The 20,108-nt window shown below is 53.2% G+C and carries 20 protein-coding genes, 1 tRNA gene and 1 pseudogene; 12 read left to right on the forward strand and 10 right to left on the reverse strand.

The genetic code is table 11. The annotated features are described in order from the left end of the window. Positions 1 to 110 precede the first annotated feature (110 nt). Positions 111 to 338 (forward strand): annotated as a pseudogene (locus ACR0NW_RS17075) (FCD domain-containing protein); the annotation flags it as partial. A 94-nt stretch (positions 339 to 432) separates the two neighbouring features. Here the strand turns inward: ACR0NW_RS17075 and ACR0NW_RS17080 are convergent. Genes ACR0NW_RS17080 through ACR0NW_RS17090 form a run of 3 tightly spaced genes read right to left on the reverse strand, consistent with a single transcriptional unit; the run spans position 433 to position 2,257 of the window. Continuing rightward, on the reverse strand, positions 433 to 1,044 hold the full coding sequence (locus ACR0NW_RS17080) for a transmembrane anchor protein (protein ID WP_480451373.1): 612 nt from the start codon (positions 1,042 to 1,044) through the stop codon (positions 433 to 435). Between the two features lie 12 nt (positions 1,045 to 1,056). Further along, on the reverse strand, positions 1,057 to 1,773 hold the full coding sequence (locus tag ACR0NW_RS17085; protein WP_480451371.1) for a HupE/UreJ family protein: 717 nt from the start codon (positions 1,771 to 1,773) through the stop codon (positions 1,057 to 1,059). A gap of 49 nt (positions 1,774 to 1,822) precedes the next feature. Then, the gene (locus ACR0NW_RS17090) at positions 1,823 to 2,257 is read right to left on the reverse strand and encodes a hypothetical protein (protein WP_480451369.1); all 435 of its coding nucleotides are present in this window, start codon (positions 2,255 to 2,257) and stop codon (positions 1,823 to 1,825) included. 61 nt (positions 2,258 to 2,318) lie between these two features. Here ACR0NW_RS17090 and ACR0NW_RS17095 point away from each other — a divergent pair, with 61 nt between their 5' ends. Further along, entirely contained in the window at positions 2,319 to 2,489 is a 171-nt protein-coding gene (locus ACR0NW_RS17095; RefSeq protein ID WP_480451367.1) for a metal-sensing transcriptional repressor, read from the forward strand. A gap of 289 nt (positions 2,490 to 2,778) precedes the next feature. On the opposite strand, the gene ACR0NW_RS17100 is transcribed toward ACR0NW_RS17095, so the two are convergent. Continuing rightward, complete coding sequence (locus tag ACR0NW_RS17100) at positions 2,779 to 4,215, reverse strand: arylsulfatase (RefSeq protein WP_480451365.1); 1,437 nt, start codon at positions 4,213 to 4,215, stop codon at positions 2,779 to 2,781. A gap of 252 nt (positions 4,216 to 4,467) precedes the next feature. Here ACR0NW_RS17100 and ACR0NW_RS17105 point away from each other — a divergent pair, with 252 nt between their 5' ends. From ACR0NW_RS17105 to ACR0NW_RS17115, 3 genes are all read left to right on the forward strand, one after another. Continuing rightward, the gene (locus ACR0NW_RS17105; protein WP_480451363.1) at positions 4,468 to 6,414 is read left to right on the forward strand and encodes a DUF3604 domain-containing protein; all 1,947 of its coding nucleotides are present in this window, start codon (positions 4,468 to 4,470) and stop codon (positions 6,412 to 6,414) included. Positions 6,415 to 7,203: 789 nt separating this feature from the next. Continuing rightward, entirely contained in the window at positions 7,204 to 7,380 is a 177-nt protein-coding gene (locus ACR0NW_RS17110; protein WP_480451361.1) for a hypothetical protein, read from the forward strand. Between the two features lie 197 nt (positions 7,381 to 7,577). Next, complete coding sequence (locus ACR0NW_RS17115; protein WP_480451360.1) at positions 7,578 to 8,339, forward strand: hypothetical protein; 762 nt, start codon at positions 7,578 to 7,580, stop codon at positions 8,337 to 8,339. 349 nt (positions 8,340 to 8,688) lie between these two features. Here the strand turns inward: ACR0NW_RS17115 and ACR0NW_RS17120 are convergent, their stop codons facing one another. Then, positions 8,689 to 10,494, reverse strand: a complete 1,806-nt coding sequence (locus ACR0NW_RS17120) for a hypothetical protein (protein WP_480451358.1) — start codon at positions 10,492 to 10,494, stop codon at positions 8,689 to 8,691. 518 nt (positions 10,495 to 11,012) lie between these two features. Between ACR0NW_RS17120 and ACR0NW_RS17125 the strand changes: the two genes are divergently transcribed. Together ACR0NW_RS17125 and ACR0NW_RS17130 are read left to right on the forward strand one after the other, a co-directional pair. Next, positions 11,013 to 11,564: a recombinase family protein gene (locus tag ACR0NW_RS17125; protein WP_480451355.1), complete on the forward strand. Its 552-nt coding sequence runs from the start codon at positions 11,013 to 11,015 to the stop codon at positions 11,562 to 11,564. A gap of 108 nt (positions 11,565 to 11,672) precedes the next feature. Further along, complete coding sequence (locus ACR0NW_RS17130; protein ID WP_480451353.1) at positions 11,673 to 12,698, forward strand: tyrosine-type recombinase/integrase; 1,026 nt, start codon at positions 11,673 to 11,675, stop codon at positions 12,696 to 12,698. Between the two features lie 89 nt (positions 12,699 to 12,787). On the opposite strand, the gene ACR0NW_RS17135 is transcribed toward ACR0NW_RS17130, so the two are convergent. Together ACR0NW_RS17135 and ACR0NW_RS17140 are read right to left on the reverse strand one after the other, a co-directional pair. Beyond that, a tRNA-Val gene (locus ACR0NW_RS17135) sits at positions 12,788 to 12,863 on the reverse strand. A gap of 95 nt (positions 12,864 to 12,958) precedes the next feature. Next, positions 12,959 to 14,212 carry an aminotransferase class V-fold PLP-dependent enzyme gene (locus ACR0NW_RS17140; protein WP_480451351.1) on the reverse strand — a complete coding sequence of 418 codons (1,254 nt, stop codon included), beginning with the start codon at positions 14,210 to 14,212 and terminating at the stop codon, positions 12,959 to 12,961. Here ACR0NW_RS17140 and ACR0NW_RS17145 point away from each other — a divergent pair. The 4 genes from ACR0NW_RS17145 to modC all read left to right on the forward strand — a co-directional run bounded on the left by ACR0NW_RS17145 (position 14,204) and on the right by modC (position 17,039). After that, positions 14,204 to 14,392, forward strand: coding sequence for a hypothetical protein (locus ACR0NW_RS17145; RefSeq protein ID WP_480451350.1), 189 nt, complete (start codon positions 14,204 to 14,206; stop codon positions 14,390 to 14,392). The genes ACR0NW_RS17140 and ACR0NW_RS17145 overlap by 9 nt on opposite strands. A gap of 72 nt (positions 14,393 to 14,464) precedes the next feature. Continuing rightward, positions 14,465 to 15,241, forward strand: coding sequence for a molybdate ABC transporter substrate-binding protein (gene modA, locus ACR0NW_RS17150; RefSeq protein ID WP_170657346.1), 777 nt, complete (start codon positions 14,465 to 14,467; stop codon positions 15,239 to 15,241). A 5-nt stretch (positions 15,242 to 15,246) separates the two neighbouring features. Next, positions 15,247 to 15,939, forward strand: a complete 693-nt coding sequence (modB, locus tag ACR0NW_RS17155; RefSeq protein WP_480451348.1) for a molybdate ABC transporter permease subunit — start codon at positions 15,247 to 15,249, stop codon at positions 15,937 to 15,939. Next, positions 15,936 to 17,039, forward strand: a complete 1,104-nt coding sequence (gene modC, locus ACR0NW_RS17160; protein ID WP_480451347.1) for a molybdenum ABC transporter ATP-binding protein — start codon at positions 15,936 to 15,938, stop codon at positions 17,037 to 17,039. Before modB ends, modC begins: the two co-directional genes overlap by 4 nt. Here the strand turns inward: modC and ACR0NW_RS17165 are convergent. Continuing rightward, positions 17,036 to 17,944: a Hint domain-containing protein gene (locus ACR0NW_RS17165; RefSeq protein ID WP_480451345.1), complete on the reverse strand. Its 909-nt coding sequence runs from the start codon at positions 17,942 to 17,944 to the stop codon at positions 17,036 to 17,038. The genes modC and ACR0NW_RS17165 overlap by 4 nt on opposite strands. Before the next feature lies 1 nt (position 17,945). Then, the gene (locus ACR0NW_RS17170; protein WP_170657355.1) at positions 17,946 to 18,458 is read right to left on the reverse strand and encodes a toxin-activating lysine-acyltransferase; all 513 of its coding nucleotides are present in this window, start codon (positions 18,456 to 18,458) and stop codon (positions 17,946 to 17,948) included. 213 nt (positions 18,459 to 18,671) lie between these two features. Here ACR0NW_RS17170 and ACR0NW_RS17175 point away from each other — a divergent pair, with 213 nt between their 5' ends. Beyond that, positions 18,672 to 19,085: a hypothetical protein gene (locus ACR0NW_RS17175; RefSeq protein ID WP_170657357.1), complete on the forward strand. Its 414-nt coding sequence runs from the start codon at positions 18,672 to 18,674 to the stop codon at positions 19,083 to 19,085. A gap of 133 nt (positions 19,086 to 19,218) precedes the next feature. Here the strand turns inward: ACR0NW_RS17175 and hemF are convergent, their stop codons facing one another. Continuing rightward, positions 19,219 to 20,103 carry an oxygen-dependent coproporphyrinogen oxidase gene (hemF, locus tag ACR0NW_RS17180; RefSeq protein ID WP_480451344.1) on the reverse strand — a complete coding sequence of 295 codons (885 nt, stop codon included), beginning with the start codon at positions 20,101 to 20,103 and terminating at the stop codon, positions 19,219 to 19,221. Between the last annotated feature and the right edge of the window lie 5 nt (positions 20,104 to 20,108).

Here is a 20,108-nt window from a genome sequence, read left to right on the forward strand (position 1 = left end):
ATAGAAGCTTGTAGCATCGGCTTGGTAACTGTCGGATTGCCGTTGTGGGAGGGCATGGCAGATCGGAGGATCAGTCATGGAAATACTAAATTTAACCGCCATTCGCCCGCTTGGGACAGGAAGCGTCTAAGCTGCACAGACGGCTCAAACCTTTCCGGCGACAACAACTTCGGCTTCGGGGCCGCATGGCACAGTCGATGTCCGAGCATGAAGAAATTGTGCGTGCTCTCGACAATGGCAATCCCGAGGAAACAGCAAGTGCATTGCGCTCACATGTCGCTGTGCAGGGGGAAAAGTTCCACAACCTGATGGCGTCACTGAAGAACGCACCCGAGTAGCACTGCGGGCAGCGGATTATCAGACATCCCTAAAGGAGCCGAACGGCGCAAAAAGAGCCGCCGCACAAGATATCTGTGCGGCGGCCGGATCTGCTTATTCGATGACCTCGCTGTAGTCACCGCGGACTTGTACCATCACGGATACATCACCAGAGTCGCGGTTGCGCCAGAACCAGCCATGCTCACCGGCAAAGGCCGCTTCAATGGTTCCTTCGGCACCGGTCGATCCGCGCCCCTTGTCATAGGTGATCGACTGACCGCCACCGTGACCATGCAGGTCGAAGTTCACCCGACCGCCGGTCACGACCATGCGATATTCTGCCGTCGCGCCTTCTTCCATAACCAGCTTCCACTCAGCCGACTCTCCAGGCGTGAGAGTAAAGCTGGTCTCATCCTGCCAAACTTCGGCCTCTTGCGCATGAGCTGTACCGACAAAAAGGCTAAGGACATCGTTCAGCAAGCTCGACTGATCCTGACTTTCAAGTTCCCGGTCGGCTTCGGCCTCGTCTGCAAGCTGCGTTTTGATTTCGCCCATCTCTTGCAGCCCCAGCACACGGCCCATGCCTGTCGGGTCGATCCCGTATTCGGCCGGTAGAACCACAGTGACAAGGATCACAGCAGCGGACGCCCCCGCAATGACGGTCGATCGGATGAGCTGTGCCGAGCTTGGCAGTTCCTCAAGACTAGGTCTTTGTGTATTGAACATGACTGAATTCCTTTACGCGGCAAAAAAATAGCCGGTGATTTGATAGCCCATCAGGATGAACCCGAGGGTCATCATGATGACGTTTACGCTGTAAGCTTGCTGGAAGAAGTACGGGCTTTTCCGCCAGAACCCCATGACGATGAGGATGATCGCAAGGGCCGAAAGTTGGCCAAGTTCCACACCCAAATTGAACGCCAACAGATTGGCGAGCAGCCCTTCTGGAGCGATATCGTAGTCGAGGATTTTGGTTGCCAGGCCCATGCCGTGGAACAGGCCGAATATCAGCGTTGCAGCTTTGGTATTTGGCTGGAATCCCAACCAGCGCTGGAACGCGCCGAGATTGTCGAGCGCCTTGTAGACGACCGAAAGGCCGATAATGGCGTCGACGATATAGGCGTTAACGCCCCAGCCGAACCACACTCCCAACAGCATCGTCGTCGAGTGACCGACCGCAAAGAGGCTGACATAGATGCCGACGTCCTTGGCCCGGTAGAGAAAGAAAACGACGCCAAGCAGGAACAGGATGTGATCGTAACCTGTGACCATATGCTTGGCCCCAAGATACATGAAGGGGATGATGTTCACGCCCCAGATTTCCTGGATATAGCCTGCGTCGCCTTCGGTGACATTATGAGCCAGCACCTGAGATGTGCTCAGTGCCAGACTGGTAGTGATAAGGGCCAGAAAGAGCGTCGCGCGCCTGTCCAGACCCCGAAAGGTAAGATTCATGGATGATCTCCGTTGATATGTGATGTCGAAAACCCCAATCGGGGCGACGTCACACGCGCGGAGGTCGTTCTATACCGTTATTCCTGAAGGGGCCGCTTGGCACCCTGTCGAACGCCCAGTCATCCGGGAGCGACGCCAGTAAAAGCGCATCGCCCAATTCCGGTATAACCATTTGGCTGTGGTCATGATCGGCACCGTCATGACTGTGCCCATGCATCGCCCACAACAAATCTTCTTCAAAGCCGTGGGTATGCCCGTGCTCGGCAATAATCTGCAAATGTTCCTGCACGGTTTCGATCACTGTTGGAGCATGGCCCGAGTTTGGCTGAAGCGACCAAACGATCAAAGACAGACAGAGCAAAGCTGTCATCGCATTTTGCGTATATCTCTGAACTGCTCTCACGCTCACAGGTGCCTCTGCGATCTTGTTATATCCCCCCTGGGGGTTATCTGGCTTATAAGATAAAACCACAAATTCACGCAAGCCATCCCGTACTCTCAGCCCGGCTCAAACCCGCCGAGGGGAATCTGCGATCTCTATCTTGATGATTGAGGATGGCAAAGCTTGTGTTGAATTCGCCCTACAACTGCACGCCGTCGAAAAAGCCGTAAACAATGCCAAATGGGCACTGATACTCGACCATGTGGGTCATTGCCTGGGTGGTGACAGTCCCCATGATCTGAACGAGTTGCGTGCCATTTCCCGGTATCTCTGAAGTGTTGGACATTCTGAAAGACCGCACCTTTCGCCACCTTTTCAGAGCGCAAGTCGTGACGCTTCCGGGAACAAGGCTGAGCACCGTGCAATTGGCCTGCTCGCATTCGATTTGACCGAGGACAGGACCGCCATGGTGATTGGAACGGACTGTACGATCAAGATGATTGCCTATGTGGGCGTAGCACTGGTAGCCGCCGCTGTTGTGACCCAGCTCTTCCGCTTCAAGTGTTTGCCATGGCTGCGAGCCTCGAGCCCACTGACGGGCACTGTGCGGACAAAACCGCCGCTCATTTTTGGGGTGGTTCATAGGGATCAGGTGTTCCCGGTGGAATTGGAGGGTGCTCCTCGAACGTAGCAATGTGCTCTTGCAATTGAGGCAGCGCCTTTTCGACCGCCCATGTGTGGGGGAAAAGTACGCTTTCACGCTCGTGCGGATCATTCAGAAGATTGTAGACCCTTGGTGTATCGAAGGACTCTGTCGCTCCGAAAGCTGTCGTATTCTCTTTGAAAAGAACTTTCCAATTTTTCCATTTTACGCCGAATATCTGCTCTCCCATGTACACGATCACGCCTTCTCGGTTTGAGTTTGGCTGGACACCAAGAAAGAACTTGGACTGGTCGATGCCATCAAAGGCCCTGTCATCAGGCACCTTGCCACCTGCAAATGCCGCAAGTGTCGGGTAAAGGTCCATTGAGTGGACGACATCGTTGCTTTCTGAACCCGCGGGGATCTTTCCCGGCCACTTGATCGCAAAAGGCACGCGCATGCTTCCTTCGAGGCTGGTGAACAGAGTACCGCGCCAAGGACCGGCGGTTCCATGTACCGCTGGCACTGGCGAGACATTTGCGTTTCCAACTGGAAGAGCTTCGGGGCCGTTGTCGGCAGTAAAGATCACCACTGTGTTGTCGGAAACACCAGCCGCCTCTAGCGCATCAACTATGCGCCCGATGTACGTATCTGTCTGAAGTAGGATATCGGCCCAGACACCGTTTCCAGTGGCGCCATCGAACTCCTCGGACGCGATGTTTGGATAGTGGGTCTGCGTATATGCAAGATAGATGAAAAACGGCGCGTCTTCTGCACTTTTCGCTTCGATAAAGTCGATAGCCCTTTTTGTCAGGTTGCCATCTATCTCGCCGCGATAGTCCAGATCGTAGTCCCGCGCGATGGTTGCCGGCTTGCCCGCAACACCCTGCATCACAACAGGCTCTTCCATGTTGGCTTCAGCAAATCCCGGAAGCGTGCGCCAGACTGTAACGTCAGTGGTCTCAACTCCGTAAAACTCGTCGAATCCTTGATTCGTTGGATAGCGCCCTTCAGTCCATCCAAGGTGCCACTTGCCGTACATGGCCGTGTTGTATCCTGCATCCTTTAGCATCTCGGCCATCGTGATTTCCCATTGGGTCAGACCGTAGACGCCGCCTCCCAGTGGGACTGTATGGTTGCCGCTTCGGATACCGTACCGTCCTGTCATGGTCGCTGCGCGGGAAGGCGTGCACTGGCTTTCCACGTTGAAGTTCGTGAGCCTCAGTCCTTCAGCAGCGAGGGCGTCCATCTCGGGAGTCGCCGTACCACGGATTATGCCGCCACCGTTGAACCCGGGTTCACCCCAGCCAAAATTATCAAGAAATATGAATACGATGTTGGGTTTGTCTTGTGCTGAAACAGCGGTGGAAAACAGAAGAGAAAAGGATAATAGGAATGTGCGCGAAAACCATTTCATGACAACGCCTCCAATCAGGATCACGGGCTCAAGACTGAAGAACCAAGTCACCAGTCGTCAAGAACGTCCACGCGTTGCGGAGTTTTACAAAGCGGCTGAACGTCAAAGTTACGGGCGAAACTGCGGTCCGGGATTGATCAAACCTCATTATGGGTCGCTCTTGCCCAACTAAGAAAAACCATTGTTTTCCTTGACGAACAGCTAAGTCAGATGTTGCCATTGGCTAGCATTCAGCTCGGCTCGGAGGTTCAAATGAAGTTTTTTCTGACGACATCGACTGCAATAGTTTCCGCAGCATTCATAACAAGCTCTTCAAATGCTCAAGAGGCCGCACAAGGTGGGCAAGTTGGAGAGATGACCATATCGGTTGATGATATGCGTGAACCCGCGCCTGCTGAATTCTCACCTTATGCAGGTCGAGACTTTCCTACACGCCCGCTGTGGGGTGACACCCACCTGCACACGTCAAATTCGCTCGATGCCCGCGGATTTGGCGTCATTCTGAGCCCCGACGATGCCTATAGGTTTGCACGTGGTGAGGAAGTCACCACATCGCATGGCCTCCGTGTGAAGTTGTCGCGTCCGCTCGACTGGCTTGTCGTATCCGATCACTCTGATGCCATGGGCGCCATGAATGAAATCGTTGCAGGGAACTCCACGCTGATGCGTGACCCAACGCTTCGAGACTGGAACGAACGCCTCAACGCCGGTGGGGACGTCGCTCTCGGCGCCACAATGGAAGTCATTGAAACCTTTGCGGGCATCACAGGAGACGCTCTGCCCGAGGCTGTTTCAGATCGTAGGTTCGTACAAACCGTATGGGACGAATTCACGCAAACTGCGGATCATCACAACGCCCCCGGCACATTCACTGCGTTCATCGGATACGAGTGGACATCCACCGAAGCTGGCAACAACCTCCACCGCAACGTGATCTACCGAGATAATGCCATTCGCGCACGTCAGATGCTGCCCTTCACAACCGCAGAAACCTTTAATCCGGAGCGGTTATGGGATTGGATGGAAGCATATGAACTTGAGACTGGCGGTCGTGTACTGGCCCTTGCCCACAACGGAAATGTCTCCAACGGTCTAATGTTCCCAGTCGAAACCAACCCGGAAACGGGTGAGCCTTTGACAGCAGACTACGCAGAACGGCGCGCAAAATGGGAGCCGATGTATGAGATCACCCAGATCAAGGGTGATGGCGAAACTCATCCGTTTCTCAGCCCGAACGATGAGTTCGCAGACTATGAAACCTGGGACAAATCCAACCTCGGCCCGACTCCCAAAGAAGATTGGATGCTCCAATATGAGTATGCACGCGAGGCTCTGAAAAACGGTCTCAAGCTGGAGGCTCAACTGGGCACCAATCCATACAAGTTCGGAGTAGTGGGTTCGACCGACAGCCATACTGCGTTGGCAACGGCGGAAGAAGACAACTTCTTCGGCAAACACTCCGGCGTCGAGCCAGAGCCCGGTCGTTGGCAGCACGTCGTCGGCGAGTTTGATGCGTTGAGGATCCTTGGGTGGGAAATGGCAGCTTCTGGATACGCAGCGGTCTGGGCCGAAGATAACACGCGCGAAGCCATATTCGACGCCATGGAACGGAAAGAGGTGTATGGCACAACTGGTAGTCGCATCGTGGTTCGCTTCTTTGGTGGATGGGATTTTACGGAAGCTGATGCAAGATCTCGTTTGCCCGCCGAAATCGGATATGAAAAAGGCGTTCCGATGGGTGGAGACCTCTCAGAAGCTCCTGAGGGCGCGGACGCCCCAACTTTCCTCATCGCTGCCCTGAAAGACCCGTTTTCCGGCAATCTCGACCGTATTCAGATTGTGAAAGGTTGGTTGAATGCCAACGGCGACACTGAAGAGCGGGTTTTTGACGTGGCTTGGTCGGGAGACCGAGAACCTGACGCGGACGGCAAACTACCAGCGGTGGGAAACACCGTGGATGTTGCAACGGGAACGTTTACCAATTCAATAGGGTCGCCGGAACTGATCACCCTTTGGACAGACCCAGAGTTCGATCCTTCAACGCCCGCTTTTTACTATGTTCGCGTCTTGGAAATTCCCACACCAAGGTGGACAATTTACGACGCCGTCCGGTTTGGTGACGAACTACCATCCGAGGTACCTACGTCAACACAGGAACGTGCCTACACTTCGCCAATTTGGTATACTCCCGAGGGCTGAGGCTTTCAAAAAACTCACGTTTGTCACCACTGATGCCTGTACCCCCGGTTCATATCGGTTGGCATACTCTATCCATACGAACGTGCGCTTAAGGCTCAAATCGGACCTACGGCAGTGCGGCAGGCAAAAATACTGCCGTTGTCCGACGCAAAAGGTGGCAACCCGCGGTTGGCGACTTACTGCATGAGCAAAAGACTGAAGTGTGATCTGCGGCAGCTATGGGCTCGAAGCCGCCAATACGATTGTCGTCCTCCGCAGCCAGATACTCGAACTTGTTGTCGCGGCTATGCCAAGCTGCAGAAACGCTTGGCGTACGTTCAAGTCAAGCCGCGCGCTCTCCCACTCAAAAGCATCGCTGCGCAGTTGTGCTGGGTGTATTTCACCCTCGCTGGAGACATCCATTCCGTTTAAGTGCAGCGGACACAGTTTCATACGCAGCGCAACGGGTGGTGTTAGTCGCACAAGACCTTGATGCTTTGTGAAGAAAGAATGGTGGGTGATGAGAGACTCGAACTCCCGACATCTTCGGTATGTATTTGCGGGTATATATCTAGTTGTTGAGTTAGACCATACCTAATAAAAACAATGTGTTATGTCTTGCCTAACTAGGTATCCCCATACATCTACGCTATATCTAGTGGTACATAAACGCACACACCCCGTTTTTTGAGAAGTGGCAGAAGGTGGGTGACGCAACCATCATGTTCCCTTTTGTAGTTTGTGCCTAAACGGTCCCGGCAAGTTGACCGATTTGCGCCATTTGCACCCTGTAAAGTGGATGCCCATTCGGTGGCTAAAACCATCGATCCAAACCCTGCACAGAAATTCGACCTTAAAAGGAAGAATGATCCGATTGCCCGTGCCGCCTCTCTACCCGCTGCACCCTTAAACGGCCTTAAAAGGAAGAATGATCACCTCAAACCACTTCGCCTGAAACCCAATGGCGGAGTGAAAGGCATTTGCTGAGGTTATTCCGTTCCCCATTGCGACAGCAATCCAGACAAACCTTACACCACTAGAGGAGGTGACGTGAACAACGTGACACCCATATCGCACACAGAATTAAGACAAGCCCTAAACCAAGCCCATTTTGCTACGTTAGATCGGTCTACGACAGCTGAAGCTGCGAGTAGCTTCGTTTCGAAACTCGTCGGGCAAGCAATTTGACCGAGGAATTTGCCCCCATGGATCGAACTCAAAAATCAACCCAACGTAGCGAAACAAACCAACCCAAAACTCGGAAATGCTTATGCTGCGGCCAAGAATTTCAGCCTCGTCGCAAAGATCAAAAGTACTGCCAAGCCAACTGCCGCAAAGGTGCCTATCAGCGTAAAGACCGTCAAAAGAACCCGGTAAATGCCAAGTCTCGCCCCACCAAACGCAGAGCGAACACAGAACTGTTCGACTTCGCTAAGCGACTGGCAGAAGACTTGTACTCTTCGATGCCATCCGAGAGGTTGGGCTTTGTTAAGGACCTTATTGATCAAGCCAGAGGTGGCAATCAGAAGATCAGAGAGGTCCTGACCAACCAGTTACTTTTATACGCTACAGTTGAGGAATGTCCGTGGCCGTTCCACCGACGCTCAAGATCATTCCGGAACATCACTCAAGCAGCAAATGCCTACTGCAGAAAATTCTGGGGAGCGGGTGTGCTGGAAGTCATTCGAGACAATATACCAGAACCAGAGACGGGTGAGGCACCAACAGACGCAAGTGAACTTTCAGTTTACCCGACTAACCATCGGGATCGTCAAAACGTCGTCACCATATATAATAGTAGCAAACCTAAGCCCAGAGTGATGGAGACCAAGGAAACACCGCTGGAACGTGTCCCAATGACACTAGGAGAATTGAAGAGACACCTTAGAAAAAACCTTGACTTCATTCGAAGGCTGAATGAGTTTTCGGCCCCATTGGCGGCCTAAGCAAAGCTGTAATGGGAATATTATCACGGATACAAGACAAATCTTCTAAGATGGAGGCGGAAAGGCCGCCAAGCAAACCTTCGCTGCGCTTTCGGTACTGAGCCTTAGTAACGGCGGCCAAGCGCAGTTCGGCGGCGAGGCCGGGCGCAGCCTGAAGGCGTGGCCTGGTCGTATCTTGGCTTTCTGACGCTGACATGGATGTTATCTACGAAGAAGAAGTTGCGCGTTGGTTGGAATAGCGAATGGTTTGGGGTGCCCTAAACAGCCACTCCCAAACAATATTGTTACTCGGTATCTAGGTGAAACAGAATTCAACTCAATTTTCCACGAAATGTGTTTTCACGCTTTTTTACAGCATTCGACTTTTGAATACCTGCTTGACGAACTTTGAATTTCTCTCTGCTGCATCGATTGATTTGCTTTCACTAATACGCTTTAAATCGCTACGATATTCACTGTACAATGCCTTTACCATTTCCAGACCTTGGTCTGGGTGGGATACTTGGTAGGAAGAATGAACTCGTTCCAATCTGAGTATAACAGACCTGTAATAGGAATAAGCATTTTCCACCAAACCGTTCAAGAAAGTGCTTGTTTGCGCCTTGTGAACAATTCGGTTTCTTTCACGATAAATCCTGTTGACTTGCCAGCCGACACGCTTTTCATGCATATCCAAATATCGGCATGCATTCTTTGGATTTTCTAAGAGCTTTTCGAGTCTGGAAAACCGCATTAACACCAAAGGGCTTTGAGACACTGTTTCACACAGAGCTTTTTTGGTCTTTTCGTCAGCTACAAATATACTCGCAAACTTCTCGGGTTCTGTTTCACCATGCCCCAAGTCGTTTACAGCGTCGACAAAGGGTTGACCAAATTCTGCGCTGCAATTTCTAAAACACTCCGAGTAAGTCTCGGATAAGTAATCGAATACAGCACATGGCGTAATAAGCGAAGCAAAGTGCACTATTCGTACCACACCTTGTCCATCCTTCACCGGGTCGGGCAAGAGAGCCTCGAAAGCAGACCATATTGACAGCAAACGGGATTCTGGATCGTTAGTCTTCGCCGCAAGGGACGCTGAATTCAAAGAACTGAAAATGCGATGCTTCCCGTCGTTTACTTGGCTGGAAGAGCCATGAGAAGAGAAAACATATTGTGTCAAACTTCTAATAGACTCTGCGTGATCTGATTTGTTCCTTGACGCCCTTCTTGGTACGAAACTTTCATCCAGTCGGATGTGTGTCACTTCCTTGGTTTTTTTGTTTATTACATGCGCGTGCGCGTCGCGGTGCACCTTTACATTTTCAGGGTGCAGATACAAAAAGGAACGAGTAAGTGAGAATATCGATTCAGCAGATTTTGCAGCAGAAAATGCATCTTCCTCTGGCACATCTGGAAGCAGAACAATTCCTTTTTTTGCTCCTTCTCCAAAGCTTGGTGGTAGCTTTTTTGCGAGCGCACCTGATAAGCTTGAAACACTATCAAATGTTTGGAATCCAAATTGATCCTTTAGGAAATTGAGGTACTCGCTACTGGCTGAAACGTAGACATCAAATGATCGTTCTTCTTTCGCAAATTTTTTGAAGAACCTCCTAAGCAAGCCAGTGGTGCATTTCTTGATGTCTTCAGTGTAAAAAAACTCTCTGATTGTTCGAAATAGGAACTCGGGGCTGAATCCATTGTTAATTAAATGAGATGTGTACAGTTTGGAAATTAGAATAAGGTCTATTTTTGATCCTTGTTCGGCACAAATTCTTACAATCTCGTCTTCGCAACACTTTTGATATTCGTCTGAAACTGTGGCTAAGAACAGCTGTAAATTCGTCTTGAGACGCTCGGTGGGCTGTGTGAATGAGAACCTGAAAACGTCAAAAGGAATCCTTTTGCGTTGCACAATCTTCCTGAAGACAGGATCATTGTCGACCGCGTGACACAGCTCTTCGATTTGCGGTTCAAGCGAAGGTTTGCCGGTTTCCTTGCGCTGCACCTTTGCTAAAGCGCTCAAAAGCTCTTGGCCTTTTTTGATCGTAGAGAGGGTGTGGCTGCGGTAACTATCCCATGAAGACCGGTGAACTAGTTCCAGCATGACTTCTGAAAACAATCGATAGCGAGAAGCATTTTCCGTAGCTGGCCAGTTATTTTTGTGCAGTTTCAATATTCTACCCGTTTTCGATATTGCAACGTCATTAACGCGCTGTGACCCGTGGAGGTATCCATTCCTCACATTCGCCGATGACGCAACCACCTAGAGGCGAACTTTGCAAAATAACTATCGTGTCGTTGCCCAAAGCTCGAAACACCTAATTCTTACAAGATGAAAAAGGATGCACTCTCCTGAATGCTCGCGGTATTTTCTTCGCCTTGCCGTCAGCTTTCCATCCGACATGTGGTGAGGTGGCCGACTTCCAAACAACAACAATAACAACACTTATAACCCCCGCTTTTTGAAGTCACTTTCCGAAACCCCGCCCCCCCCATAAAACGCCGAAGAACTGCAAGGCTTCACACGCAACGCCCGGCGCTGCAAAGCTTCCGAGTCTCTGCCTCTAGACCTTGCCCGTGTGTCAGCCACAGAGCGTGGCGCAAATGTCTGTCTATGGAGTCGGTTTCGACTTTTGGCAGACACCCTGCCGCAACTTCCTAAACATCATTGGCAGACAAGGAGACCATCACATGATGATCGGATATGCTCGCACCTCGACACTGGAACAGAAAGCGTCCTTAGAGGCTCAGAGAGAGGCCATGAGGGCCATTGGGTGTGAAAAGGTGTACGAGGAACAGATAAGCTCCGTGGCCCCCAGAGAGTCCCTCAACGCCGCTATGGAGTTCTGCCGGGAGGGCGACGTTCTAGTTGTAACCAAGCTGGACAGACTGGCCCGGTCTGTGAGGCATCTCGGGGAAATTGTGGACGACCTAGAAGCAAGGAATGTCGGCCTTCGGGTGTTGAACCTAGGCTTGGACACGTCCAATGCCACGGGGAAGCTGATGCTCAATGTTCTTGGGTCTGTTGCCCAATTTGAACGGGAAATGATGCTGGAACGTCAGCGGGAAGGCATCGCCAAGGCCAAGGCAGAGGGCAGATATAAGGGTAGGAAACCCACTGCGAGAGCAAAAGCATCGGACATTGAACAATTGCTCTCAGAAGGGCTTAGCAAACGGGCGATAGCCAGACACCTGAACATCTCCGAAAGGTCAGTCTATCGAGTCGTGACCTCGCTGTCCTGACACCTCACCACCTCAATCAGATCACTTAAAAAAACAATCGTCGTACGAGCCGCTTTGGATAATTCCGAGCGGCTTTTTTTGTACGCCCAGCGCAAGAAAGACCAACTCATGAAGCTGTATAAACGCAATGGTTCTTCATTCTGGTGGTATTCGTTCACCGTTGATGGGAGGCAATTCCGAGGTTCAACAAAGCGGTTATCCAACGACAAAAAGGGGGCAAAGGCAGTGATGCAGAAAGCCTACCAAGAAGCTCTTGATCGACTTCAGTTTGGCGATCTGCCTGAGATTAGCCTTGAGAATTGTTTTGAACAGGCTTTGGTTGGCTTGGACAAAGAGCAGTCCAGACGCATCTACAGGGCGTCCTACAACATCCTATACGAATACGTTCCTTCACCGGGCATGAACGCATCTGACTTCACACAGGATATGCTTGAAGACTTTCTGGATTTACGCCGGGAACAGGGTCGTAAGGAGAATACCCTGAAGGGCGACATTCGGGCGATCCGCCGTGCCTTCAACAAGCTTGAGCATCGGTACAACTGTCCCAAGCTGAAGTATCCCAGCATTAAAGGCTTCATTAAGACACGGTATCTTTCCGAGCGTGAAGAATGGATCATCTTTGACGTTCTCGCTAAGAATGAGACAATCACTGGTCGGAAAGCGGAAGCCCTTTGTATGGTGCTTCTTGATACTGGTCTTCGGTTGATGGAAGCGGTCAATCTGGAATGGGAATTCGTTGACCTGACAAGAAGGGAAATAGAAGTTTACCGGACAAAAACGGATACGGTCTCATTGGTTCCAATCTCGCAACGGGTCCATGACTTGTTTCAGAGTTTGCTTAGTCAGGATCAGCCTTTCCAGAACATGGAATGGGCTATCAAGGTGTTGCGTGACGTGATCCGAACCCACTGTAACAAGTCAGAAAGGGTTGTGGTGACACGGGGCAGGGCGACAGTGCATAGCCTTCGGGATACATACGCAAGCCGGATGGTTCAGCGGGGGCTTTCGATCCAACAAGTTTCGATGCTTCTGGGGCATTCGAACATATCTCAGACCATGAAATATGCTCAACTTGAGAAGGCTGATGTGGTTGCTCAGGCCCGTGAAGCTCTGGATGCTACAGACACAGACTAAACACAAAAACGCACACAGTATGTGTCTACAATACCTCGAGATACGGCGAGAACCGCCTTAAGTATCTGTAAAATATAGAAGAAAGGGAGTGGTGGGTGATGAGAGACTCGAACTCCCGACATCTTCGGTGTAAACGAAGCGCTCTACCAACTGAGCTAATCACCCGTGAGGGGGGATGTAGCCAAGCCAGCGCGCAGACGCAAGAGGGTCTGACACAAAATATTGCGCTGGATTGGCCCCGGTCCAATTACAAATCGCGATCAGTCCCGGATGTCCTTCAATACGGCCAATAACTGTGCGACCTCGTGTTCCGTATTGTAGTGACAAAGGGATATGCGGATACAGTCACTCAAACCCAGAGGATTCAGCACGTTTCCGCTGTAATGGTCCGCCTTTCGCGTATGTGTACGAATTCCATGGTTGTTGAGCCTGGTCACGACATCCGCCGAAGGAATTCCGTCCACCACGATTGAAACCAGCCCCTCACGCGCGGGGTTGTCCGCGCCAGCCAGAATCGAAACGTGCTCCATATCCCGCAGTCCGGGCAGGTTTCCCGTACCGTTTATCATGGTATCGGTCAGATGTGTCTCATAAGCGTGTATTGCCTGCCCGGCTGATTCGATTCGGGATCGCCGGTCAGTTGCATCCGATACTTCGCCGCCCAGCCAATCGAAATAGGTGACCACATCGGACATGGTGGCATATGAACCCGTGTCGCGGGTGCCGAATTCCCACCCGGTGGCGGGGGCATCAATCAGCATATCATGAGGTAGATCTGTCAGCCGGTCCGAAATCCAGGCGATTCCGTATCCGTGGCGGGAAAACACCTTGTACGGAGAGATCGCGTAACCATCCACGCCATAGCTGTCGATGTCCAGTTGCCCATGCGCAGCGTGCTGGATGCCATCTACGATGATAAAACAGTCCGGGGCAATTTCCCGAATAGCCTTTGCAATGGCCGCGACATCCATACCTATGCCCGTCACCGGGGAGGCGTGCAAAATCGTGGCGACTGACACATCCGGCGTCAGTTGGGCGAGGTAATCGTCCTTGGTTACAGAGCCTGTTTCATCGTCGTGTTCGACGTTGACGTACTCAAGCCCCGCGATATCTGCCCAGCGGCGCGCGGCGCTGCGGCTGGCCGGGTGCTCGATTGAACTACCAATCACCTTAGTGCCCTTGGGCGCATTTACACAGGCCGTACGGATCATTCGAAACAACAATTCGGTGCCGCTTTCACCAACAAAGAACTGGCCTGACGAGGCGTTCATGAATGTCGCCAAATCACTTTTAGATTTGTTGATGATATCGACCAGCGCATGGCTGGCGGTATTGTCGCGACCCTGATTGTCCGGAATTGCCGCAAACTTGGCCGATGTTTCGACAACCGAATTCAGTGTCAGCGCGCCACCTGCATTTTCAAAGAAAATTCGGGGTCCCTGAAACGGGCAAGTATCCACATGGGCAAAGCGGTCGCGAATGGCATCTATCAGGCCGGGTTTTTCATGCAGCATCTCAAGGTCCTGTCGTTGAAATCGGTGTTCCTGCCAACCGGAACCGGCGGCCTTGCAGCAGCTTTGACCCGCAGGATTGCCACACTCAATGCCGTTTGCGACACCAAAAGAAAAGCCCGCGCCAACGTTTCGGTTCTGACGGGCCAGAGATATGGCGGCGTGCCATTGTCCTGTCGATGAGAAATGAACTTGCTTGTTGCTGCCCGGCTCCGATATTCCCAAGTAAAGACATTGATCCCGATGGGAGTATCCATGACGCTGTTCCGCGCGCGTTATTGCGTTGCCGCGCTGCTTGTTTTCCTGACCGTTTTTGCGACTGCGCTGCGGGCCAAGGCTGATGATGTGCTTGTTTTTGCGGCGGCCAGTTTGAAAAACGCGCTGGATCAGGTTGCGCGGGACTACGAAGAGCAAAGCGGTAATAAGATCACGGTGTCGTTCGCGGCCTCCTCGGTTTTAGCCCGCCAAATTCAGCTTGGTGCACCGGCAGATGTCTTTATTTCGGCCAATACGGATTGGATGGATGAGCTTGAGGCGCAAGAGCTGGTTGATCCATCCGCGCGCGTGGATTTGCTGGGCAATACTCTGGTCCTGATCGGAACCTCAGAAGGCACGGAGACAGCAGAGCTTGGGCCGGACTTCAATCTGAAGGACCGACTGGGCGAAGGGTATCTAGCGATGGCTTTGGTTGATGCTGTCCCGGCGGGAATCTACGGGCGTACCGCGCTTGAGAATCTGGGGTTGTGGAACGATGTCAGTGACCGCGTTGCACAATCCGATAATGTGCGCGCGGCATTGGCATTGGTTGCAACCGGCGCCGCACCGTTGGGGGTGGTTTATGCCTCGGACGCGCAGGCTGACGGGCGGGTAAGGGTTGTGGGGAAATTCCCCGCCGACGCCCATCAGCCAATTGTCTATCCGGCGGCAGTTGTATCTGATGAGGCCGCAGCAAAGGGCTTTTTGAACTACTTACAAGGCGACGCCGCCCAAGCCGTATTTGCCGCGCAGGGTTTCACCCTGCCGGGGGTGTGACGCCCATGAACTGGCTTGGCCCGGCAGAATGGGATGCCCTTGCATTGTCGCTTCGCGTGTCGTTCTGGGCGACGGTCATCTCGCTGCCTTTCGGTGTTTTTGTCGCCTACGCACTTGCGCGATGGCGGTTTCCGGGGCGGCAATTGGTGAACGGTCTGGTGCATCTTCCATTGATCCTGCCACCTGTCGTGACCGGGTACCTGTTGCTTTTGACATTCGGGTTGCAAGGCCCGTTAGGCGGTATGCTGGCCCAGATCGGGATTGTCTTTGCCTTTCGCTGGACCGGTGCCGCGCTTGCCGCGGGAATCATGGCTTTTCCACTGATGGTGCGTGCCATCCGGTTGTCGATTGAGGCGGTGGATCCCAAACTAGAACAGGCGGGCGCTACATTGGGGGCGTCCCGTCCATTTGTCTTCGCGACGATCACCCTTCCGATGATCCTTCCCGGAATAGTTGCCGGTGCAATTCTGGCCTTCGCCAAGGCCATGGGTGAGTTCGGAGCAACTATCACCTTCGTCTCGAACATTCCCGGTCAGACCCAAACCCTGCCTTCGGCGGTATACGCCTTTTTGCAGGTTCCGGGCGGAGAAACTGCCGCGACGCGGCTGGTGATCATATCCATCGTGATCGCCATGGGCGCACTTTTGCTGTCTGAATACGTCGGTCGCCGCGCCGCGCAGAGGGTAGCCGGGGCATGAGCTTATCCGTTCACGTATCCCAACAGTTACCGAACCTTGACCTTGACGTGACGTTTGATGCGCCCCCGGGCGTGACGGTTCTGTTCGGCAGGTCTGGTTCCGGCAAAACGACAGTCGTGAACGCAGTGGCAGGGCTTATGAAGCCGACGGCGGGACGGGTTGCGGTTGGTGATTGGGTTCTGTTCGATACTCAGCGGGGTTTTTGGCTGCCGCCACATCGTCGAAGGCTGGGATATATCTTTCAGGAAGGCCGCTTGTTTCCGCATCTGACGGTGCGCCAGAACCTTGCTTATGGCCGATGGTTTGCCCCCAGAAACGCGCGGCGGGAAAGCCAGAGCAATGTGGTCGAAATGCTGGGTATCGGTCATCTGCTGGACCGGCGACCCGCGTTGTTATCCGGCGGTGAAAAGCAAAGGGTGGCCATTGGCCGCGCCTTGCTGGCTTCGCCTCGTCTGATCCTTGCGGATGAGCCCCTTGCGGCCCTCGACGACGCCCGCAAGGCTGAGATTTTGCCCTATTTTGAACGGTTGCGGGACGAGGTTTCGATCCCGATCCTCTATGTCACCCATTCAGCCGCCGAAGTCGCCAGACTGGCAACATCCGTCGTAGCGTTGCAGGACGGTAAGGTGGCCAGACACGGACCCGCAGCCGAGGTCCTGTCTGATCCCGCAGTTGCCCCGGCTGGTGTTCGCGCGGTAGGCGCGGTTCTTCAGGCCAGAGTAATTGCGCACCACACCGATGGTTTGACGGAACTGGATGCGGGCGGTGACCGGTTGTTCCTGCCGCAAGTTCCTCATCGTGTTGGTGAAAGTCTTCGTGTCCGGATCGCGGCGCAAGAGGTCATCCTTTCCAAAGGAAAGCCCGAAGGGTTGTCGGCGTTGAACGTGCTGGAGGGCCGTGTCACAGGTATTCGTGCCGGTGAAGGCCCCGGAGCGATTGTCTCGGTCCGGTGTCGCGCCGGAACGATTCTGGCGCGTGTCACCCGCCGTTCCGCTGCTGCCTTAGGCCTTACCGAAGGAGCAGAATGTCATGCCGTCATCAAGACGGTTGCAATCGCGCCTCAGGATGTTGGCGGGCATATCGCTGCAAGCGACAACTAGGCCAGTGCGATTGCCTCACGCTCTCGCAGGATCATCCGGGCTGCCGGGCCGAATATCCGGCCACTGAACTGTTCCACACCAGAAAAAATTTCAGCCAGTTCCTGCAACCCTTCGGAAGACATGGCGTGCAGGGCCTCTTCACCCAAATACAGGCTTTCTGCCTGTGCGTCTTCGGCAAACAGTATCTCATGCCTGTCCATCAGGATATGCATGTATTCAACGGGTTGGTGGGACGTCACTATCGAGATGCCCGGCCATGAACACAAATGCTTGGCGGCGACCAGCACTTCATTGGTGCCGAATAACAGTTCGATTTTGGGGCCGCGCAGAAGCATGCGATGTTGCTGCGAAACAACCAAATCCCGCCTGGGAATATTCGGCCCCAAACTTCCGGCGGAAATGCGCACCGGACGTAGGGACGGGTTGTCCTTCAATCGGTTGTTCGTCATTTCCTGCGCTTCGATCCACCTGATAGGTTGCAACCCGTGATCCGCAGTTCTGACCAGATCACCTACCTCAAGGTGTTCGATCAACTGCGGTCCCGAACCGGTTTCAATCAAAGTTCCGGCAGTAAAGCACACCCCCTGAATGTCGATCGTGATGGTTACGGTATCACTGGCCGCGAATGGGCCAAATAGGGTCTGAACGACGGCATCCAATCTCACGGTAAAGGTGTCTTGGACAGTCTGCCCGAAATCCAGCGAGTCAAAAACCGCGGGATCAACCGTATACGTCCACTCTCCCGTATTCGGGTCGATGCTGGCCGTACCATGAGCGGGCGGGCTGCTTATTGACCAAGCCTCTGAATTAATCGTGAAGGGACTGCTCGGGTCCAGATCGCCTGTCGCGACGTTTGGGGGATCTCCAGTTACGATCCCTGTTGTTGTGCCGGTGATCGAGACCATTTCAGAGACCCTCCTGCTTTAGCATCCTTTCAAAAACCTTCTTTTTGATCAGCCGCATCTGTACGTCTCCGTCCTGATCGCGGGTCCACTCGACGATCCGCTGGTTCTTGAGGTCGCTGTCCATACGGTTTGTCCTGACGCGCGGATGCGGTATCTCACGCTTGAGGATTTCGACCATTTGCCGGGATTGCCCAAAGGGCGCGACCATGTCGATGATCCAGAAAGATTGGCCGCTGGTAAAATCGGCATCGGTCAGAGGTTGATCCTGAATGGCATATCTGTACTCGGCCTCCGGGCTCAGGCCCGCGAAAGTCACAAAGCCGCGGGGAAAGCCGTTTTGCCGGAATATGTGATATTGCCCAAGTCGCAGCGGTGTTTCGAAGGCATACAGTACCTGGGCCAGGCTGCGCTGTCTGTGCGTATCGGTCAGAGATGCCAAATAGAACAAGGTCCCAAAATCAGCATAGGTTTCGGGCGACAGATCGAACCAGTCTTTTGGAAAGGAGCCTTTCAATCACCCTCACCAATTTGGACGCTTCTGTTTACGATAGCCTTAAATATTCAATCTGAAAAATGTTTCTTTCGATTTCGATCATCGCTGGTCCGGTTTTGAAAAACTGTTGTTCCGGCAAGGGTTGACCGATTTCGCAAGCGATTGTGAGTGGCGCCTGCTGGAAATCACGCTACGATACTGGAATTAAAGAAAGTGGTTTGGCCGGAGGCAATCATGAACAGAGTAGTCAAGGCAATTGCGGTTTCCCTGCTGATAGCTGCCCCCGGGCTGGCGCTGGCCTTTCAAGCGTGGAACAAGGCGCGGGTCTATGCGTTGAGTGGCGGTGTTTTTGAGGTCGTGAACTACCACGGATCGGTGCCACGCGACTATTGGTGCGGAGCAGGGGATTATGCGATCCGCATTTTGAGAACTTCGGCAACGCAGCGTGTGTATCTTTGGAAGGCCGTTGGGCCTTCGGTTTCCGAGCCCGGAAAAAAGGGTGTTCAGTTCGCGTTGCAGGCCCCCCCTGATTCAGACACCAAACCCGGATTCGGGGTGCAGGTGAAACGCATTGGCGACAATATGAACGCGGCGATGGCGCAGAATTATTGCTACGACAACACTGCGGACGAAATCTGGTTCAACTAATACGTTTCGGGGTTTACCTGAATCGTTCTGAGACACGAATGGCCGAGAACGCCGTAGGCGTGGCATGTTATTCGTGTCTCAAGTTAAGCCCGAAACGCTCTAGGCGATTTGAACCCTCTGGGCGATTGGGAATTCATACCCACTTTGCCAAAGGTGGCAGACTCATGAGAACTGCATCCGGGTCGTGCCCGGTTTCCAGACCGAACTTGGTTCCGCGGTCGTAGACCAGATTGTATTCGGCATATAGCCCGCGATGCACCAGCTGGGCGGTCTTGTCCTCATCCGAAAACGCCTGAACCCTGCGTTTTTCGACCAAAGGCAAGTATGCGGGCAGGAAGGCCCGACCAATATCCTGCGTCAGGGCAAAGTCGGCCTGCCAGTCGTCGGTGCAATAATCGTCCATGAAAATGCCCCCGACGCCCCGGGCGCGCTTTCGATGCGGAATATAGAAGTACTCGTCCGCCCAGTCCTTGAGGCGCGGGTAATGTCCCGGGCCGTGAGGGTCCAAATGGGCCTTTTGCGTTGCATGGAAATGCGCGGTGTCCTCATCATACTCGATGCATGGATTCAGATCGGAACCTCCGCCGAACCACCAGGCATGCGGTGTCCAGAACATGCGTGTGTTCATGTGGACGGCGGGCACATGCGGGTTTTGCATGTGTGCCACAAGGCTAATGCCCGAAGCCCAGAAACGCGGATCTTCCTGCATGCCCGGAATACCTTTTCGGGCCGCCATCGCGCTTTGTGCCCGGTCTCCGAGTGTACCGAAAACGGTTGAGACATTGACGCCAACCTTTTCGAACACCCGTCCGCCTCGCATGACCGACATCAGGCCGCCACCCGCATCTGAGCCGTCATCGGACTGGCGGCTGGTTTCCCTGACTTCGAACCGGCCCGGATCGGCGTCAGAGAACGGCCCGGTGTCGTGGCTGTCCTCCAGAGCCTCAAAGGCGGAAACGATTTCATCGCGCAGGTGACGGAACCACTCGGCTGCAGTGGATTTTTTGGTATCAAACATCGTGG

The sequence above is a fragment of the Ruegeria sp. CF5 genome (assembly GCF_056537325.1).

Bases quoted from the DNA above. Each gene is read 5' to 3' on its own strand.
- modC (WP_480451347.1), top strand. From the start codon at position 15,936: ATGAGCTTATCCGTTCACGTATCCCAACAGTTACCGAACCTTGACCTT.
- ACR0NW_RS17095 (WP_480451367.1), top strand. From the start codon at position 2,319: ATGATTGAGGATGGCAAAGCTTGTGTTGAATTCGCCCTACAACTGCAC.
- ACR0NW_RS17145 (WP_480451350.1), top strand. From the start codon at position 14,204: ATGCAGCATCTCAAGGTCCTGTCGTTGAAATCGGTGTTCCTGCCAACC.
- ACR0NW_RS17100 (WP_480451365.1), bottom strand. From the start codon at position 4,215: ATGAAATGGTTTTCGCGCACATTCCTATTATCCTTTTCTCTTCTGTTT.
- ACR0NW_RS17130 (WP_480451353.1), top strand. From the start codon at position 11,673: ATGAAGCTGTATAAACGCAATGGTTCTTCATTCTGGTGGTATTCGTTC.
- hemF (WP_480451344.1), bottom strand. From the start codon at position 20,103: ATGTTTGATACCAAAAAATCCACTGCAGCCGAGTGGTTCCGTCACCTG.
- ACR0NW_RS17085 (WP_480451371.1), bottom strand. From the start codon at position 1,773: ATGAATCTTACCTTTCGGGGTCTGGACAGGCGCGCGACGCTCTTTCTG.
- ACR0NW_RS17165 (WP_480451345.1), bottom strand. From the start codon at position 17,944: ATGGTCTCGATCACCGGCACAACAACAGGGATCGTAACTGGAGATCCC.
- modA (WP_170657346.1), top strand. From the start codon at position 14,465: ATGACGCTGTTCCGCGCGCGTTATTGCGTTGCCGCGCTGCTTGTTTTC.
- ACR0NW_RS17140 (WP_480451351.1), bottom strand. From the start codon at position 14,212: ATGCTGCATGAAAAACCCGGCCTGATAGATGCCATTCGCGACCGCTTT.
- ACR0NW_RS17105 (WP_480451363.1), top strand. From the start codon at position 4,468: ATGAAGTTTTTTCTGACGACATCGACTGCAATAGTTTCCGCAGCATTC.
- ACR0NW_RS17080 (WP_480451373.1), bottom strand. From the start codon at position 1,044: ATGTTCAATACACAAAGACCTAGTCTTGAGGAACTGCCAAGCTCGGCA.
- ACR0NW_RS17125 (WP_480451355.1), top strand. From the start codon at position 11,013: ATGATGATCGGATATGCTCGCACCTCGACACTGGAACAGAAAGCGTCC.
- ACR0NW_RS17175 (WP_170657357.1), top strand. From the start codon at position 18,672: ATGAACAGAGTAGTCAAGGCAATTGCGGTTTCCCTGCTGATAGCTGCC.
- modB (WP_480451348.1), top strand. From the start codon at position 15,247: ATGAACTGGCTTGGCCCGGCAGAATGGGATGCCCTTGCATTGTCGCTT.